Below are 15,229 nucleotides of genomic sequence, written 5' to 3' on the forward strand. Positions count from 1 at the left end.
ACCGAGGTTACCCGAGACTGGACGAAATCGCCCGCGTCGTCCTCATCACCTCGGCTGCGATCTCCTCGAACCTCGCCCGCACCCTCGTCGTCGGGCCCGACAGGCTGAGGGCGGCGATGATGCCGGCGTGGCGGTCCAAAATCGGTCCGGCGACGCACGTCAGGCCGAGTTCCAACTCCTCGTCGTCCACAGCGTAGCCCTGGCGCCTGATCGTCTCCAACTCCGCCAGCAGTGCGTCCCACGAGCAGATCGTCTTATCGGTGAACGCCGGCAGCGGATTGCCGACAAACCTCTCCAGATAACTGCGCGGGCTGAAAGCGATCAGGCACTTGCCCACCGCCGCGCTGTGGCAGGCGGCGCTCGACCCCACCGGCGGCGTCAGGCTGAGCACCTGCTGCCGGCCCTGAATCTTGTCGATGATGATATGCTTCGGATATGTCAGCGCGCTCTTGTCCAGGATGGAAATATGCACCACCTCGTCGAACCGCTCCGACAGCTCCTTCGCGAAAGGATAGGCGATATTCTTCAACGGCAGACGCTCGCGGATCAGCATCCCCAGCGAATACAGGCGGATGCCCAGCCAGTACTTGCCGTTATCGGGGTTCTGCTGCACGAAGCCCTTGGCCTCCAGCGTCGCCAGCGTCCGGTGGACGGTGCTCTTATAAATGCCGAGCACAGAGCCGATCTGCGTCACACCCATCTCCTTGCCCTCCTGCTGGAGCAGCAGCAGGATATCCAGCGCCCGGTCGATGGAATTGATAAGTTCGTTGTCGCCGGCCATGTCATCCCTCCCAGGTTTAGCCTCCGCCGCTCGGCCGGGCCTTTTCCTAAAGAGTAGCATAAACATTCCTCATCATGCAACCTCTCGGTACCGGTAGCACGAAGTATCGCCTGCGTTCTTCCCCGCTCACCCGCGTTCACATAACCTCTTCATCGCCCATAATATATACTGAAAACCTATACGGGAGATGATCAGCTTGCCCAAAAACAATAAAAACAACGCCGTCGCCGCCTACGTCGCTGGCGAAATCGCCAACAACGCCAGCGTCTGCCGTCAATTCGCCCGCATCCTCGGCGGCACCATCGTCGACTCCTCGGCGACCGCCTGCGTCGTCGCGCGTCCGCGCCCCGAGCTTTCCCCCGTCATCCTCGGCCGGCCTTACCAAGCGGCCGCCATGTTCTCATACCAGTCGCCCGATGTCAACGGCAACACCCTGAACACCGGCGAAGTAATGGTCCTCCAGCGCGAGGTCAACCCCTTCATCGATGCCCTACGGGAGAATGACATCCTCGTCGCCACCGTCCAGACCCACTGGCTGTTCGACCGGCCGCGCCTGATATCCGTCCACTTCGAAAACGTCGGCGACCCGCTCGGCTTCGCCGAAGCCGTCGCGGACGCCTTCACCGCGCTCACCGGCCGCGCCGGCGACGACGAATAGCCCCGCCACAGACACTAACGTCAAAAAGCCCTTCGGCCTTCGTCGAAGGGCTTTTCCTGTTATCCGGACAATTCCGGTCCTACCAGGCCGCCACCGTTCCGTCCGTCCGCGGCTCCGAGCCGCCGGCCAGCACGCCGGCGGCGTCGCGCCAGATAATCTGCCCCCGGCCCATCGCCAGATTGCCCACCGAGCGGCGGATATCGTGGCCGCGCCTGGCCAGCGCCTCCGCGACCGCCTCCGGGAACTGATGCTCGACCTCGAAGGTTTTGCCCCGCGTCCACTGCCAGCGGGGCGCGTCGAGGGCCGCCTGGGGGTTGAGCCCGAAATCCACGGTGTTCATGACCATCTGGAGGTGCCCCTGGGGCTGCACGAACGCCCCCATCACCCCGAAGGGGCCGACCGCCCGGCCGTCCTTGGTGAGAAAACCGGGGATGATGGTGTGATACGGCTTTTTCCCCGGCTCAAGGCAATTGGCGTGGTCCGGGTCGAGCGAGAAATTGCACCCCCGGTTGTGCAGGGCGATGCCGGTGCCGGGCACAACGAGCCCGGACCCGAACCCCATGTAATTGCTCTGGATATACGACACCATGTTGCCGGCGGCGTCGGCGGTCGCCAGATATACCGTGCCTCCCCGGGGCGGCGATCCCGGCGCCGCGGCGAGAGCCTCGCGGCCGATGAGCCGGCGCCGCTCGTCGGCGTAGGCGTCCGACAGCAGCTCCGCCACCGTAACCCTCATCTTTCGCGGGTCGGCGATGAAGGCCAAACCGTCGGCGAACGCCAGCTTGACGGCCTCGAACTGTTTGTGATAAGTCTCGACCGCGTCCTTCGCGCCCGGATCGAAATCGAACCCCTTGAGGATATTCAGCGCCAGCAGCGTCACCAGGCCGTGTCCGTTGGGGGGGATCTCCCAGACCCCGTAGCCGCGGTAATTCACGCCGATGGGCTCCACCCACTCGGGGCTGTAGCCGGCCAGATCGTCCGCCCCCAGGTACCCGCCCGAGCTTTTCGCGAACGCGACCGTCCGCTCCGCCAGCTCCCCCCGGTAAAAATCCTTCGCCCCGGACTCGGCGATGCGGCGCAGCGTCCGCCCGTGGTCAGGCGACCGCCATACCTCCCCGGCGCGCGGCGCCCGGCCGCCCGGCGCGAAGGTATCGAACCACGGCCGGAACTCCTCCCCACCGGCCGCGGCGAACCGCCGGCGCCCCTGTTCCCACAGCCGGCTGCACACCGGCGACACGGGATACCCCGCCTCGGCATACTCCACCGCCGGCTGCAGCGCCTCGGACAACGTAAGGCTGCCGAACCGTTCCGCCAGTGCCGCCCAGGCCGCCGGCGCACCCGGAACGGTGACGCCCAGCCAGCCGTCGGGAGGTATCTCCCGGCAGCCCCGCTTCGTCACCGCGTCGATGGTAAGGGCCGCGGGCGCCGGGCCGCTTGCGTTCAGGCCGTAGAGCCTGCCCTGGCTCCATACCAGCGCGAACGCGTCGCCGCCGATGCCGTTCGAAGTCGGCTCGACAACGGTCAGGCAGGCCGCCGCGGCAACCGCCGCATCGATCGCGTTGCCGCCCCGGCGCAAGACCGCCAGCCCGGCCGCGGCCGCCAGCGGCTGCGACGTGGCCACCATGCCGTTCCGCGCGTAGACCACGCTCCGCCGCGACGGATAAGGATAATACAACGCGTCAAAATCCATACAATCTCCCTCTCTTCGGGTCAGCCGTCCACGGTCGCGCTCACCGCGCCGGACGCCTGTCTGTACTCTCTCCGGTGCTATTCCACGGCCCCTTCGCCTTTCCCTCCCGGCGCGCGCCACACTGCCCGCAGATTTCCCCGCGCCCCGCAAACCGGCGCTTCTTTCGGCAGGGCCAACACGGAAAAAAGTCACCCTTGCGGATGACCTCTTCCGAAATCAATAATTGACACCCTCGGGGAATAGCGCATGTCTCTATGCCGGTCCCCACTTCATCAACTGCAGGACGGTAATCGCCACGAACGCCAGCACGAGCTGCACCACCAGGAACGGCCAGAACCATTTCACATACCGTTCATACGAAATACCGGCTATCCCCAGGCAGCCCATAACCACGCCGGCCGTCGGCATAATGCAATTGGTGAAGCCGTCGCCGAACTGGAAAGCCTGGGTGGCCACCTGGCGTGTAATCCCGGTCAGATCGGCCAGCGGGACCATGATCGGCATAACGGTGACCGCCTGCCCCGACCCGGACGGGATGAAAAAGTTGATGATAATATTCGCCGCCAGCATCATGTTCGCTCCCAGCACCGGCCCCATCTGCGCGATCGGCATCGACAGATAATGGATGATCGAATCGATGATCCTGCCGTCCGACATGACCACAGAGATCGCCCGCGCCATGCCGATGACAAACGCCGCGTAAACCATCGTGCCGCAGCCTCTTACGAAGGCGGTTGCCGTCCCGGTCACTCCCAGGCCGCCGACGATGCCGCTCAAAACCGCCATCATGAAGAAGATGACCGAATAATCGCGGATACCCCACTTCAGCTTCAGCGAGCCGTAAATGATCGCCGCAAAGCCGATGAAAGCGATCGCCGCGCAGAGCATGTGCCGCCAGGTCAGTTGCTCCTCTTTCTCGTTCCCCGCCGCCTGAGCGTCGGCCGCCGCCATTTTCCCGGGCTCGTACGTCAGGCTCTGCGTGGGATCGGCCTTGATTTTCCGGCAGTACATATACACGAACCCGAAAGTCAGCGCCAGGTTCACCACATGGAACAGCACGCGCACACCCATGCCGGAAAACATCGGCAACTGAGCAACCGAATGGGCGATGCCCACCGTGAACACATTGCCCCAACCCACGTTGAAACCGGCGTACGCCCCGAGATAAATCATGCCGAAGCCGACCACCTCGTCATAGCCGAGCGCCTTGGACAGCATCAGGCCGATCGGCATCAGCGCGACGACCGGATTGGCGAAAACGCCCGTAGCCCCGCCGATCGACATGATCGTCATCACCAACCCGACGGCGAACATCTCGCGCCCTTTCAGCCCGCGGACGATGCGTCCCAGGCCGATGCGGATCGTGCCGGTCTGCTCCAGAATATGGATAGCGCCGCCGACGAAAAAGACCATGAAGATCATGACGGCGGCCTGTTCCCAGCCCTTGACCACAGCCAGGAAAACTTCCCAGAATCCCTGCGGATGAGCCGGCACAACATGGTACGACCCGGCCACGACCTTAGTGATAGTGCCCTCCTTCACGCGGGTGAACTGGCCCGCGGGCACAATCCAGGTCAGGATAGCCATAAAAACGGTAATCATGAACATGAGAGCAAACACATGCGGAAACTTAAACCCAAGCTTTTTCTCCGCCACAAAAAAACCTCCCCTTCTATCTACATTATTTACATTGCATCAAGGCGAACTGCGTCATCGCCGCCACGCCGACCGGGATCGCCGCGTCAGGAAAATCGAACTTGGGATGATGCAGCGAACCCTGGCCGCTTCCTATGCCCAGGCGGAAAATACCGCCAGGTACCTTTTCAAGGAAATACGCAAAATCCTCCGAGCCCATCAGCGGGCGGTCCAGGCCGACCACATTCCCGCCGCCTAGCGCCTCGCCGGTGGCGGCGGCGAAAGCCTCCATCACCGCCGGTGTATTGGCCACCGCCGGGATGCCGAACACATAATCGAACTTATAGCTGCAATCGTAAGCGGCCGCAACCCCGGCGATAATCCGTTCCATCCTGCGGGGGATTTCCTCGCGGATCTTGGCGTCGTGGCAGCGGACCGAGCCGTTGATCACCGCCTCGCCGGGAATCACATTGAAAGCCGACCCGGCATGGAACTGACAAATCGAAAGAACAACCTTATCGACCGCGTCCGTTTCCCGGCTCACCACCGCCTGCAGCGCCACAACCGCCTGCGCCGCCGTCAGCAGCGGATCTTTGCCCCGGTGAGGGTAGCCGCCGTGGGCGCCGACCCCGATGACCGTCGCGGTGAACTGATCCGCCGACGCCATAAACGGACCGGACCAGACTCCCACCTTGCCCAGCGGCGTCTCCGTACCGCCGTGCAGACCCAGGATCATTTCCGGCGCCGGGTCCTCCAGAACGCCGGCTTCGATCATGCGGCGCGCGCCGTACAACTGTTCCTCCGCCGGCTGAAAAATCAGCTTGACCGTGCCGGAAAACTTGTCCCGCATACCGTTCAGCAGCTTAGCGACCCCCAGCAGCACGGCCGTATGGCCGTCGTGGCCGCAGGCGTGCATCAGACCGGGCCGGGCCGACGCGTAAGGCAGGCCGGTCTGCTCCTGAATAGGCAGGGCGTCGATATCGGCCCGCAGAGCGATGACTTTCCCCTGACCGGGCTTTTCCCCCCGGATAAGCGCGACAGCCCCGGTATCCATAGCCAGCGGCTGAAGCTCGACCCCCATAGCCGCCAACTCCCGGCGGATGAGCGCGGTCGTTTCCGTCTCCTCGAAGCCTATTTCCGGGTTCTGATGCAGATGGCGACGGATCTTCGTCAGATACGCCGCTTGCTCCTGCGCTTGCTGCAAAATCGTCATAGTACCTCCGCTTTGTCGCAGGCTTCAATAAAAAGCCTTGCTCGAACTTGTACCGGCAAAATCGTCTTTCAGGACAAACTTTCGCCAAGTACAACATCAGTTAATTTTGCCGGCTATTATAGGGGTATTTTACCATTTAGCCCCTCTAATTTCTATCAATTATATTTTTTTCAGGCTATAGCAACTACCGATACCCCCCCCCCGGGGAAAAACAACTCACCGCTTACGGCCTAATGCCAGCTTCCTGGAAAATACGAATAAGATCTAGCTGCTGACCCTTGGCAATAAAGCAAAAAAACGCAGGCTAGAATAACCTGCGCTTTTCCTTGGTTGCGTACTGGTGTCACCAGTACCGTCTATTAAAATAAAAACAAGGGTTTGCCCAACTTGAAGCAAGTCGGCGAACCCTTGAATTAGTAACTGGTGCGGGCGAAGGGACTTGAACCCCCACGGTTTTACCCAACGGATCCTAAGTCCGTCGCGTCTGCCAGTTCCGCCACGCCCGCATGTCCAAACATAGAAAATGGTGACCCACGATGGACTCGAACCATCGACACCCTGATTAAAAGTCAGGTGCTCTACCGACTGAGCTAGTGGGTCACATTTTGGCAGGGGCGGCTGGACTCGAACCAACGCATGACGGAGTCAAAGTCCGTTGCCTTACCGACTTGGCTACGCCCCTGTGTATTGATTTAGTGGGGTGACTGGAGGGGATCGAACCCTCGAATACCGGAGCCACAATCCGGCGTGTTAACCACTTCACCACAGCCACCATAAAAGCAGGCAGCGCCTGCGACAAAATATATTCTACCATGGGGGTACCCTTATGTCAATAAGGCTGAAAGCTAAAAATAAATGTAATTAATGGGTTTTTTTGTAATAAAACTACCCGTTTTCCGACGAAATATTTTCACGACCGGCAGGATTTGTAATTTTTTACTAGAATGTAAATATATACCAATAAGACCATGGGAGGATTATCACCGATGAAAACCTTGTTCCGCACCCGCATCCTGGCGCTCCTGCTGGCGGTCTTCTTCGTCGCCGCCCTGCCCTGCGCCGCCCTTGCCGCCGAACGTCTCCCCCAGCGCATCCCCGCCGGCCTCTTCAACCTCTTTCTCAGCGACGAACTCCAAGGCCCCCTTTACGGCCCGGTCAAAAAAGTCACCGTCAAAAGCGGCGAATCCTACTGGGCGGCCTCCTTCGACCGAGGAGGCAAACCCCTGAGCCGCGAACAATTCATCCCCGGCTTCACCAACGAACAGATCGCCTACGAAGCCGGCCGCCCCGCCAAACGGGTCGAAAACGCCGGCACCGACAAGCAAACCGTCTACTTCGTCCACTACGACCCGGCCGGCCGCGGCTTCAAACTCCTCGCCCCGGCCCTCGGCGGCAAAATGGCCGAACTGGGCTCCGGTACGACCGACGGTCGCGGCCTCGTCACCGCCAAAACCATCCGCTACGCCGAAGGCGTCCTCTACGACGCCGCCTACGAATACAACCCCGCCGGCCTCGTCACCCGCGAGACCTCGCGGCTCACCAAACGCGGCACGGTAAACATCGAACGGGTCTACGACAAAAGCGGCCGCATCCTCAGCCGGCTGTTCGTAAGCTCTCCCCAGCCCGACGGCCCCGCCACCGCGGAAAGCACGAACAAGCTCGAATATCGCTACGACCTGAGCGGCCGGCTCACCGACGCCTTCTACCAGTCCGACAAGCCCGCCGCCACCGTCACCCTCTCCGTCAAGGGCGAATACGACAAACACGGCAACTGGACCAGGCTCGTAATGACCCGTCGCGACGCCAACGGTCAGGCGTCATCCCAGACGTTCACCCAGGAAATCGAATACTACTAACGGCTTCGCCCACCACTCCGCCCCGCGAAAGCGGGGCTTTTTTTGCCGCCGTTTCACCTCCCGCCGGCCCGCGGCATAAAATACCCCGAAGTGCTTCCGGGAGGGATAACATTGGACCTTGCCTATATCATCCTACTCGCCTTGGCCGTAAGCCTCGACTCCTTCTTCACCGGAGTCACCTACGAAGCCGGCGCCATCCGCATCCCGCCCGCCTCACTCGCAGTCGTGGGCCTCGTCACCGCCGTATTCTCGGCGATCCCCATGCTGGCCGGCGACTTCGCAAGCGCCGCCGTCGACCCCGCCGTCGCCGTCTGGGCCGGCTCGGCTCTCCTCTTCACCCTCGGCGCCTGGAACATCTTCCAGGACTACCTCCTCAAAAAACTCGCCTTTCCGCCGGCCGGCGCAGCCGACCGGCTCACCATCCGCCTCGGGAGAATAATCGTCTCCATCATGTCCGACCCCGAATACGCCGACTTCGACCGGTCGAAAACCATCAGCCCCCCCGAAGCCGTCTACCTGGGCGTCGCCCTCGGACTCGACAACATGGCGGCCATCTTCGGCGCCTGCCTCATCGGCCTCCTTCCCCTCTACACCCCGCTCGTCATGGCCCTCATCCAGATGGCCCTTCTGCGCCTCGGCGTCCTGTTCGCCGCCGTCTTCGCCCCGGGGCCGGAAAAACGCCTATTCTACCTGCCTGGCGCGATACTCGTCCTCCTCGCCGTATTCCGCCTCATCAAATAACCTCAGTCATTGCCAGCGCCCCAACAAAAAAGCTTCGCACACACGCGAAGCTTTTTTCGCCGTACCGGTCTAATCCGCCGGAGCGTCGCCGCGGTACCTTATCACCTGGCCGATCGTCATGCGGGCCAGCGCCAGATTAGGCACCCGCTCCGCGATCCAGCGGCGCCAGAGCTCCAGCAGCTCAGCCTCCTCCGCCTGACGGGCCCCGGGATTGGCCGCAAAAAAACACGCCAACTCGCCCTCGACAAAATTATCGGTCAACATCCACACCCCGCTTAGCAAAATTCACCTACGCGGGGTTATTATACCATATATTTCCAATAACTACCACTTATTCCCAATTTACCCGATCGTTTTTTCGCGCCCTAGACGCCCTGTTTGGCGGCCCAGTCGAGCATCGCCTGGGTTATCCAGCGGTAATACGCCTCGCCGCAGCGGTTGCAGCAGTAAAGATTCCAGCCCCGCACCGGCTGCTTGCCAACCAGGTGCGCCATTCCCCCGCACTCATGCCTCACTCTGAACATCTTCCCTACCTCGCCCCGTCGTTTTCCCGCCGCCCCGCCTTCGCGACGAAGGACAAACACTCCAGCCCCGACGCATCCTTCGTCACCAGGCACGGAGCCGACCTGCTCTTAAACCCCATCGCCCTGCAGCCATGGGGGAAATCCCTGTCCCAAGTCACGTAATAATGCCGGCACATAAGGCACAGCGGCTTCGCTGGCATCATCGCATCCTCCGGCGGTTCGCCCGCTCAATAGCATCATATTATATTATACCAGTATTACTATCCGATAGGAACAATTTTTCCCGTTCCGCACAGGCGCACACAAAAGCAGGCCCTGCGGGCCTGCCTCCCAAGCCGTACCGCCCCGTCCGCGCAAACGCCCCGCGGCGGGCATACTATTTCACCTTGCGATAAAGAGCATAAGTAAGCGCGTCGCTTTTGCCCGCCAGTTTCCCGGAAGTCACCTTGGCCACAAACAAGATATGGGTGCCGACATCGGTGGTTTTGTCCGGAAGAACCTCCGCCTCCAGATAGCCCAGGCAATTTTTCAAGATCGGGCACCCGTTTTTGCCGGTAACGTACTCGACCGCGGCAAACTTATCGGCCGTGCGGCCTGATTGGTAGCCGAACACTCTTACCATATCGCGTTGCTCCTGGGCGAGAATCGATACCGCCACCTTACCGCTGGCCTCAATAAACTCGGTCGTCAGGTTAAGCTTATTAAGGCACAGGGCAATTTGCGGCGGCCTGGCGGTGACCTGAAAAACGGCATTTGCCGTCTGTCCGTTTATTTTTCCGTCCTTCGTCGACGAAACAACGTACAACCCGTATGATACCGCGTCCAAAGCGGCATTGATAGTCCCTTCGTCGGCCGTTAAAACCGCTTCTGGCGTAAGCTCGACGACTTCATCGACCAGCAGGATGAACTTGTCCTTGCCCACGCCGCAGACGGGGCAGACATCGGGCGGTTCATCCCCGACATGAATATAATCGCACACCGTGCATTTCCAGCGTTTAGGCGGAGCCGCCTCCTTCACCGCCTCGCCCTGCAGGCTGAACTCCTCCGGGCCGACGCCGCATACCGGACACACGTCAGGGGGATTATCCCCCTCATGTACATAGCCGCAAACATTGCAAACCCACTTTTTCATTGTCTGCCTCCACTTCGCTCCTTATTCTGCAACTCTTCAAGCATGATCGACAAAAATCCTGCCATCGGCCCATAGCGGCCCGTTTTGCGGATACACCCCGCCTGTCTGCGGAAAAAGCGCCCCTTGTAACAAATTTGTAATAATTCGCTGCTAGAATAACAAATAAATAAAGAGGAGGAGGAACCATGCAAAAGGCTTTTCACCTGATCGAACACAACAACCTTTTGTTCTATTCCCTATCGGTCGCGATATTCGTCGTCGTAATGCTAATATCCCTCGGCATGTACCTGGACATGCTCCGCGCCGCCGGCAGCAGCCGGGTAAAAGTCCGCGATACCGTTTCAATACCGTCCCCAAAGCGAAAACCGCAAAGGCTCGGAACCCTTGCGATCATCGTCAGCCGTCTCCCACTCAACCCATTTTCCCCTTACCTTTCCACGAACCACTTCCCCTCGTCGCAGAACAGGTAAACCTCCTTCCCCCGTATCCGGCAGGTATACCTCACCCCCAGGCCGCCGCCCTTCAGGGAAGGCGCCTGCCGCACATCCGTCACCCTGTCCACCTCATACCGCCGGCCGTCGGTCCAGGTCACCGCCAGCGGCCTTACCCGGCCGCCCTCGTCGTGCTCCGCCGTCACCTTCACGAACGTCTTCCCCATCGTCCTCACCTACCGAAAAAATGATATCGGATGAATGACATGATCATCCTTGGGATTGAACCCCGTCAGCGCGCGGTCCTGCAGCAGGGCGCAGCGCCGGACGCTGTAAGGCCCGAACCGCCGCCTCAGATCGTCCACCGTCCGTTCCAGCGCCTCCCTGCCCGCCGCGTCCGCCGCGAACATATCGAGCTGCGTCAGGCTGCCTGCCGTCACCAGCTCTGCGCCGCGAACGCCGACACTGCGGATCGGCTTATCCCAGCCGTAATGCTCGCGAAAAAGCTCCATCGCCCGCGCCGCGATATCCGCCGAAACGCACGACGGCGCCGCCAGCTTCCCCTGCCGCTCGAACGAAAACAACTCCGCATCCCGCACGCTCACCGCCACCGTCCGGCACTTCAACCCGTGCCGCCTGAGCCGCGCGGCCACGCTCTCCGCCAGCACAAACACGATCAACTTCACATCCTCCTCCGAGAGGAGATCGCGCGGCGTCGTCGTGCTGTTGCCCACCGACCTTATGAAGCCCTCCTCCCCGCTGCGGCGCACCGGCGAATCGTCCAGCCCATTGGCGAAATGCCATAGCGTCTCCCCCCACACCCCCAGCAGCAGACGGAGCGCCTTCACCTCGCGCCCCGCCAGATCGCCGATCGTATAAACCGCCCTGTTCGCCAGCTTGCTCCGCGTCGAACGCCCCACATACAAAAGCTCCCCCGCCGGCAGCGGCCACACCAGCTCGCGAAAATTATCAGCCGTAATCACCGTCGTCGCGTCCGGCTTCCTCATATCGCTGCCCAACTTGGCGAAAACCTTGTTGAACGACACCCCCACCGACGCGGTGATCCCCACCTCCTCGCGCAGCCGGCGGCGGATGGCGTCGGCGATCGCCGTCCCGTCGCCGAACAGCCGCGCCGAGCCGGTCACATCCAGCCACGCCTCGTCGATCCCGAAAGCTTCCACCTGGTCGGTATAATCCTCGTAAACCGCCCTCGCCAGCCGCGAAAAACGCAGGTACCTGCGGAAATCGGCCGGCAGGCACACCAGCCCGGGGCACTTCTGGCGAGCCTGCCAGATAGCCTCGCCCGTCTTCACCCCGCACCCCTTGGCCAGATTGTTCTTCGCCAGAATGATGCCGTGGCGCGCCGCCGCGTCCCCGGTCACCGCCACCGGCAGCTCCCGCAGCTCCGGCCGGTAAAGGCACTCCACCGACGCATAAAAATTATTAAGATCGACATGCAGAATCGTCCGCGCCAACCCCTCCACCGCCTTAACCAAACATGTGTTCGTGTTTTCAGTATAACGGCGGACAGGCCGGTGTGTAAAGAGGGGTAATTACTGGAAAGCCTCCTCCAGCCGACAAGTGATGCGGGGTGCGTGCAATCAGCATTGCACGCACCCCGCATCACGCCCTAACAAGCGGAATCGCCGCCCCTCAGCCGCTACTGTCCGCTCTGCTGCTGGTTGAGCTGGTTCTCCTCCTGCACCAGGTTGAGCCGGCTGTTGAGGACCTGTATATGCCGCGTCATATCCTGCTCCATCTGCTGGAACATCTGCTTGGCATTCTGATCCTGGGTCGAACTGGCGAACTGGGCGTAAGTTCCCTGGGCCGACTCGGCGGTGGACAAAGCTTTCTGCAAATCTTGTTTGACAGTCACGAAAGGCACCTCCTAATATATACTGGCGATAGCATGCCCCGTTCGTCACCCGCTATTCCCCCGCTGCGGCGGACCCCTTTGCCTCCAGACAAGCGCCCCGCCCGTCCATCCGCCTTACCGGTCCTTCATCGCCCCTTCCCGGCGGCGCCGTCCTTCTTCAGATCGAGATAATACTGCCCCTGGGGGTTGACTAGCAGCAGCTCCACGGCGGCGGCGTCCTCAATGCCGTTAGCCCGCAGATAATCGGCCAGCATGGCGCGGGTGAGCCCGGCCGCGGCCAGATTGTCATCTAGGATCTCGCCGTTGATGATTATCTCTTTGCCGACCAGGCCCCCGCTGGCAGCAGGCGGACCCGCCGCGCCCAAATCGCCGGCGGTTACCGTCTGGAACTGGCTTTTCTTAAGAACGCTCAGCTTGCCGTCGGTCTCGATTATCCCCACCTCGACCTGCCCGGGGTCGAAGATACTCTTCTCCCGGAGCTGCTTGAGAAGATCGTTCACGTTATAGTGCCGGTCAGTCAGTTTCTCCTCGAGAATCCTGCCCTTATGGATGACCATGAGCGGTTCGGCCTCGACAAGCTTGCGGGCCGGCAGACTGACCAGCGTCAGCTTGGCGGTCGCCAGCACCCACCCTGTCCAGACCACGAGCGCGGCAACGCCCAGATACGTCGGCATGGCGGGATTGAAGAACGTGGACGCCGCGATCGAACCGATGGCGATCCCGCTGACGAAATCGAAGAAGGTGAGCTGGGATATCTGCTTCCTCCCCATTACCCGCGTAAGAAGCAGTAACAGCATATAGGCCACCGTGGCCCTGATGACAATGTCCAACAGTTCGTTCATACTACCTCCGCCCGGACGTTTTTGTACTATCCTTCCCGCGGCCGTCCGCCCCTATTCGACCGGGATAAAACCCCCGTTCCCGTCGAACAATAAGCTTGAAAGGTGGGATACGGACATGACCGTCAAACAAGACCTGCAAAAAGCGATCGCGGCCGCCAAGGCCGCCCAGGGAACCTATGCCCAGTTCGCCGAGGCCACTACAGACCCGGCGATGAAGCAGGCTTTCCAGTCCATGGAAAAAGACATGGTAAAACACCTCATGCAGCTCAATCACCGGCTCGGCATCGTCCAGGAAAGCCTGCAATAATTCTTTGTCCCGCCGCCCCGGGCCGCGGCCGCTGTCTAAACCTTCTCCTTTTTTAACGCCTTCAGTAACGAAACGCACATAAACACCATAATCACCGCGAAAGGAAGCGAAGCTACGATCGAAGCCTGCTGAAGCCCCTTCAGACCTCCGCTCAGCAGCAGAACGGTCGCGATCGAGGACTGCAGGATCCCCCAGATAAACTTCACCCTGTTGGAGGGGTCCGGATTTCCGTCCGTGGAAAACATGCCCAGCACGAAGGTCGCGGAATCCGCCGAAGTGATGAAAAAAGTGATTATCAGTACCAGCGCCAACAGCGAGGCGATCCTGCCGAACGGCAGATACTCCAGCGTCGTAAACAACGCGGCCGCTATGTCCTGCTGCACGCCCGCCCCGATGGGGTACCCCTGGAACATCTCGAGATTCAGCGCCGTTCCCCCGAATACCGAAAACCACAGGAAACTGAAAATACTCGGGACAAGCAGCACCCCGAGAACAAACTCCTTAATGGTCCTGCCCCGCGAAACGCGGGCGATGAAAGAACCGACGAACGGCGCCCACGCAATCCACCACGCCCAATAAAACAGCGTCCACTCCCCGACCCAGCTCGCCTGCGAAAAAGGCGTCAGACGCAGGCTCATGAAAGCGACCTCCTGGATATAACCGCCGAAAGTCACCGTGAAAACCTCGAACAAAAATGCCGTGGGCCCGGCGGCCACGACGAAGATCAGCAGCAGGGCCGCCGCCGCGATATTCGCGTTGCTCAGCCAGGCGATACCTTTGTTGAGCCCGGTCGACGCGGACAGAATATACACCACAGTCACAATCCCGATGATGCTAAGCTGCGCGGTCACGTTGCCCGGCACCCCGAACAGCTTGGTCAGGCCGCTGTTGATCTGCAGAGCGCCGAGCCCCAGCGAGGTCGCCACGCCGAAAACCGTCGCGATTATCGCCAGAACGTCGATGGCTTTCCCTATCAAACCGTCCGGGCTGCTCCCCAGAGGCGTGAAAGTCTCGCTTATCAGGTTTTTGCCTTCCTTTCGGAAGGAAAAGTACGCGATCGCGAGCGCCATAACGGTGTATATGCCCCAAGGATGCAGCCCCCAGTGGAAAAAAGCGTACCGCAGCGCGGCCCGCGCCGCCTCCGGCGTCTTTGCCTCAAGCCCCAGCGGCGGGTTCATGTAATGGAACATCGGTTCCGCCACGCCCCAGAAGACAAGCCCGATCCCCATCCCGGCGCTGAACAGCATCGAAAACCAGGTCAGATTTGAGAACACCGGCTTGTCGTTGTCGCGGCCAAGCCGTACTTTTCCGAACCGGCTGAAGGCGAGATATACGCAGAAAACCAGAAATCCCAGGGTCGCCCAAAGATAAAACCAGCCAAAACCGTCTATTATCGCCGCAAACAGATACCCGGCGTAAGCCGCCAGGGCGGACGGAAACAGCACCCCTCCTATGACAAAGACTGCCGCCATGGCGACCGAAATATAGAAAACCATCGGGGACACCTCCGCTATCGATATTGTATTGTTTACACCGGCAAAGA

At 60.8% G+C, this 15,229-nt stretch carries 17 protein-coding genes and 4 tRNA genes; 4 read left to right on the plus strand and 17 right to left on the minus strand.

Annotated elements, in window-relative coordinates; all coding sequences use genetic code 11:
• Window positions 1-7: 7 nt before the first annotated feature.
• Window positions 8-781, minus strand: coding sequence for an IclR family transcriptional regulator (locus Q4T40_13945; protein MDT8902352.1), 774 nt, complete (start codon window positions 779-781; stop codon window positions 8-10).
• Between the two features lie 196 nt (window positions 782-977).
• Between Q4T40_13945 and Q4T40_13950 the strand changes: the two genes are divergently transcribed.
• Window positions 978-1,439 (plus strand): DUF1259 domain-containing protein, encoded by a 462-nt coding sequence (locus Q4T40_13950; protein ID MDT8902353.1) that lies wholly within the window; start codon window positions 978-980, stop codon window positions 1,437-1,439.
• Window positions 1,440-1,518: 79 nt separating this feature from the next.
• On the opposite strand, the gene Q4T40_13955 is transcribed toward Q4T40_13950, so the two are convergent.
• The 7 genes from Q4T40_13955 to Q4T40_13985 form a co-directional block, all read right to left on the minus strand.
• Window positions 1,519-3,129 (minus strand): gamma-glutamyltransferase family protein, encoded by a 1,611-nt coding sequence (locus Q4T40_13955; protein ID MDT8902354.1) that lies wholly within the window; start codon window positions 3,127-3,129, stop codon window positions 1,519-1,521.
• A 252-nt stretch (window positions 3,130-3,381) separates the two neighbouring features.
• Window positions 3,382-4,785: an AbgT family transporter gene (locus tag Q4T40_13960; GenBank protein MDT8902355.1), complete on the minus strand. Its 1,404-nt coding sequence runs from the start codon at window positions 4,783-4,785 to the stop codon at window positions 3,382-3,384.
• Between the two features lie 25 nt (window positions 4,786-4,810).
• Window positions 4,811-5,977, minus strand: a complete 1,167-nt coding sequence (locus Q4T40_13965; GenBank protein MDT8902356.1) for a M20 family metallopeptidase — start codon at window positions 5,975-5,977, stop codon at window positions 4,811-4,813.
• Window positions 5,978-6,398: 421 nt separating this feature from the next.
• A tRNA-Leu gene (locus Q4T40_13970) sits at window positions 6,399-6,483 on the minus strand.
• An 18-nt stretch (window positions 6,484-6,501) separates the two neighbouring features.
• Window positions 6,502-6,577 (minus strand) — tRNA-Lys (locus Q4T40_13975).
• A 6-nt stretch (window positions 6,578-6,583) separates the two neighbouring features.
• Window positions 6,584-6,659: transfer RNA gene (locus Q4T40_13980), tRNA-Gln, on the minus strand.
• 14 nt (window positions 6,660-6,673) lie between these two features.
• Window positions 6,674-6,749, minus strand: a tRNA-His gene (locus Q4T40_13985).
• Between the two features lie 214 nt (window positions 6,750-6,963).
• On the opposite strand from Q4T40_13985, the gene Q4T40_13990 reads away from it, so the two are divergent.
• Both Q4T40_13990 and ytaF read left to right on the plus strand, forming a co-directional pair.
• Window positions 6,964-7,833, plus strand: a complete 870-nt coding sequence (locus Q4T40_13990; GenBank protein ID MDT8902357.1) for a hypothetical protein — start codon at window positions 6,964-6,966, stop codon at window positions 7,831-7,833.
• A gap of 111 nt (window positions 7,834-7,944) precedes the next feature.
• On the plus strand, window positions 7,945-8,574 hold the full coding sequence (ytaF, locus tag Q4T40_13995) for a sporulation membrane protein YtaF (GenBank protein ID MDT8902358.1): 630 nt from the start codon (window positions 7,945-7,947) through the stop codon (window positions 8,572-8,574).
• 69 nt (window positions 8,575-8,643) lie between these two features.
• Here ytaF and Q4T40_14000 read toward each other — a convergent pair whose 3' ends face one another.
• The 8 genes from Q4T40_14000 to Q4T40_14035 form a co-directional block, all read right to left on the minus strand.
• Window positions 8,644-8,838 (minus strand): hypothetical protein, encoded by a 195-nt coding sequence (locus tag Q4T40_14000; protein ID MDT8902359.1) that lies wholly within the window; start codon window positions 8,836-8,838, stop codon window positions 8,644-8,646.
• A gap of 101 nt (window positions 8,839-8,939) precedes the next feature.
• Complete coding sequence (locus Q4T40_14005) at window positions 8,940-9,068, minus strand: hypothetical protein (protein MDT8902360.1); 129 nt, start codon at window positions 9,066-9,068, stop codon at window positions 8,940-8,942.
• Between the two features lie 35 nt (window positions 9,069-9,103).
• Entirely contained in the window at window positions 9,104-9,301 is a 198-nt protein-coding gene (locus Q4T40_14010) for a uracil-DNA glycosylase (GenBank protein MDT8902361.1), read from the minus strand.
• Window positions 9,302-9,474: 173 nt separating this feature from the next.
• Window positions 9,475-10,230: a flavin reductase gene (locus Q4T40_14015; GenBank protein ID MDT8902362.1), complete on the minus strand. Its 756-nt coding sequence runs from the start codon at window positions 10,228-10,230 to the stop codon at window positions 9,475-9,477.
• 427 nt (window positions 10,231-10,657) lie between these two features.
• Window positions 10,658-10,888, minus strand: coding sequence for a hypothetical protein (locus Q4T40_14020; GenBank protein ID MDT8902363.1), 231 nt, complete (start codon window positions 10,886-10,888; stop codon window positions 10,658-10,660).
• A 9-nt stretch (window positions 10,889-10,897) separates the two neighbouring features.
• On the minus strand, window positions 10,898-12,136 hold the full coding sequence (locus tag Q4T40_14025; GenBank protein MDT8902364.1) for a DNA polymerase IV: 1,239 nt from the start codon (window positions 12,134-12,136) through the stop codon (window positions 10,898-10,900).
• A gap of 185 nt (window positions 12,137-12,321) precedes the next feature.
• On the minus strand, window positions 12,322-12,537 hold the full coding sequence (locus Q4T40_14030; protein MDT8902365.1) for a DUF1657 domain-containing protein: 216 nt from the start codon (window positions 12,535-12,537) through the stop codon (window positions 12,322-12,324).
• Window positions 12,538-12,662: 125 nt separating this feature from the next.
• Window positions 12,663-13,379 carry a DUF421 domain-containing protein gene (locus Q4T40_14035; GenBank protein MDT8902366.1) on the minus strand — a complete coding sequence of 239 codons (717 nt, stop codon included), beginning with the start codon at window positions 13,377-13,379 and terminating at the stop codon, window positions 12,663-12,665.
• Between the two features lie 115 nt (window positions 13,380-13,494).
• On the opposite strand from Q4T40_14035, the gene Q4T40_14040 reads away from it, so the two are divergent.
• Complete coding sequence (locus Q4T40_14040; protein ID MDT8902367.1) at window positions 13,495-13,686, plus strand: DUF1657 domain-containing protein; 192 nt, start codon at window positions 13,495-13,497, stop codon at window positions 13,684-13,686.
• Between the two features lie 35 nt (window positions 13,687-13,721).
• Here the strand turns inward: Q4T40_14040 and Q4T40_14045 are convergent, their stop codons facing one another.
• Window positions 13,722-15,182 carry a BCCT family transporter gene (locus Q4T40_14045; protein MDT8902368.1) on the minus strand — a complete coding sequence of 487 codons (1,461 nt, stop codon included), beginning with the start codon at window positions 15,180-15,182 and terminating at the stop codon, window positions 13,722-13,724.
• Window positions 15,183-15,229: the final 47 nt, after the last annotated feature.

The sequence above is a fragment of the Selenomonadales bacterium 4137-cl genome, from assembly GCA_032334055.1.
GTDB classification, from domain to species: Bacteria; Bacillota; Negativicutes; order Sporomusales; family UBA7701; genus Anaeroselena; species Anaeroselena agilis.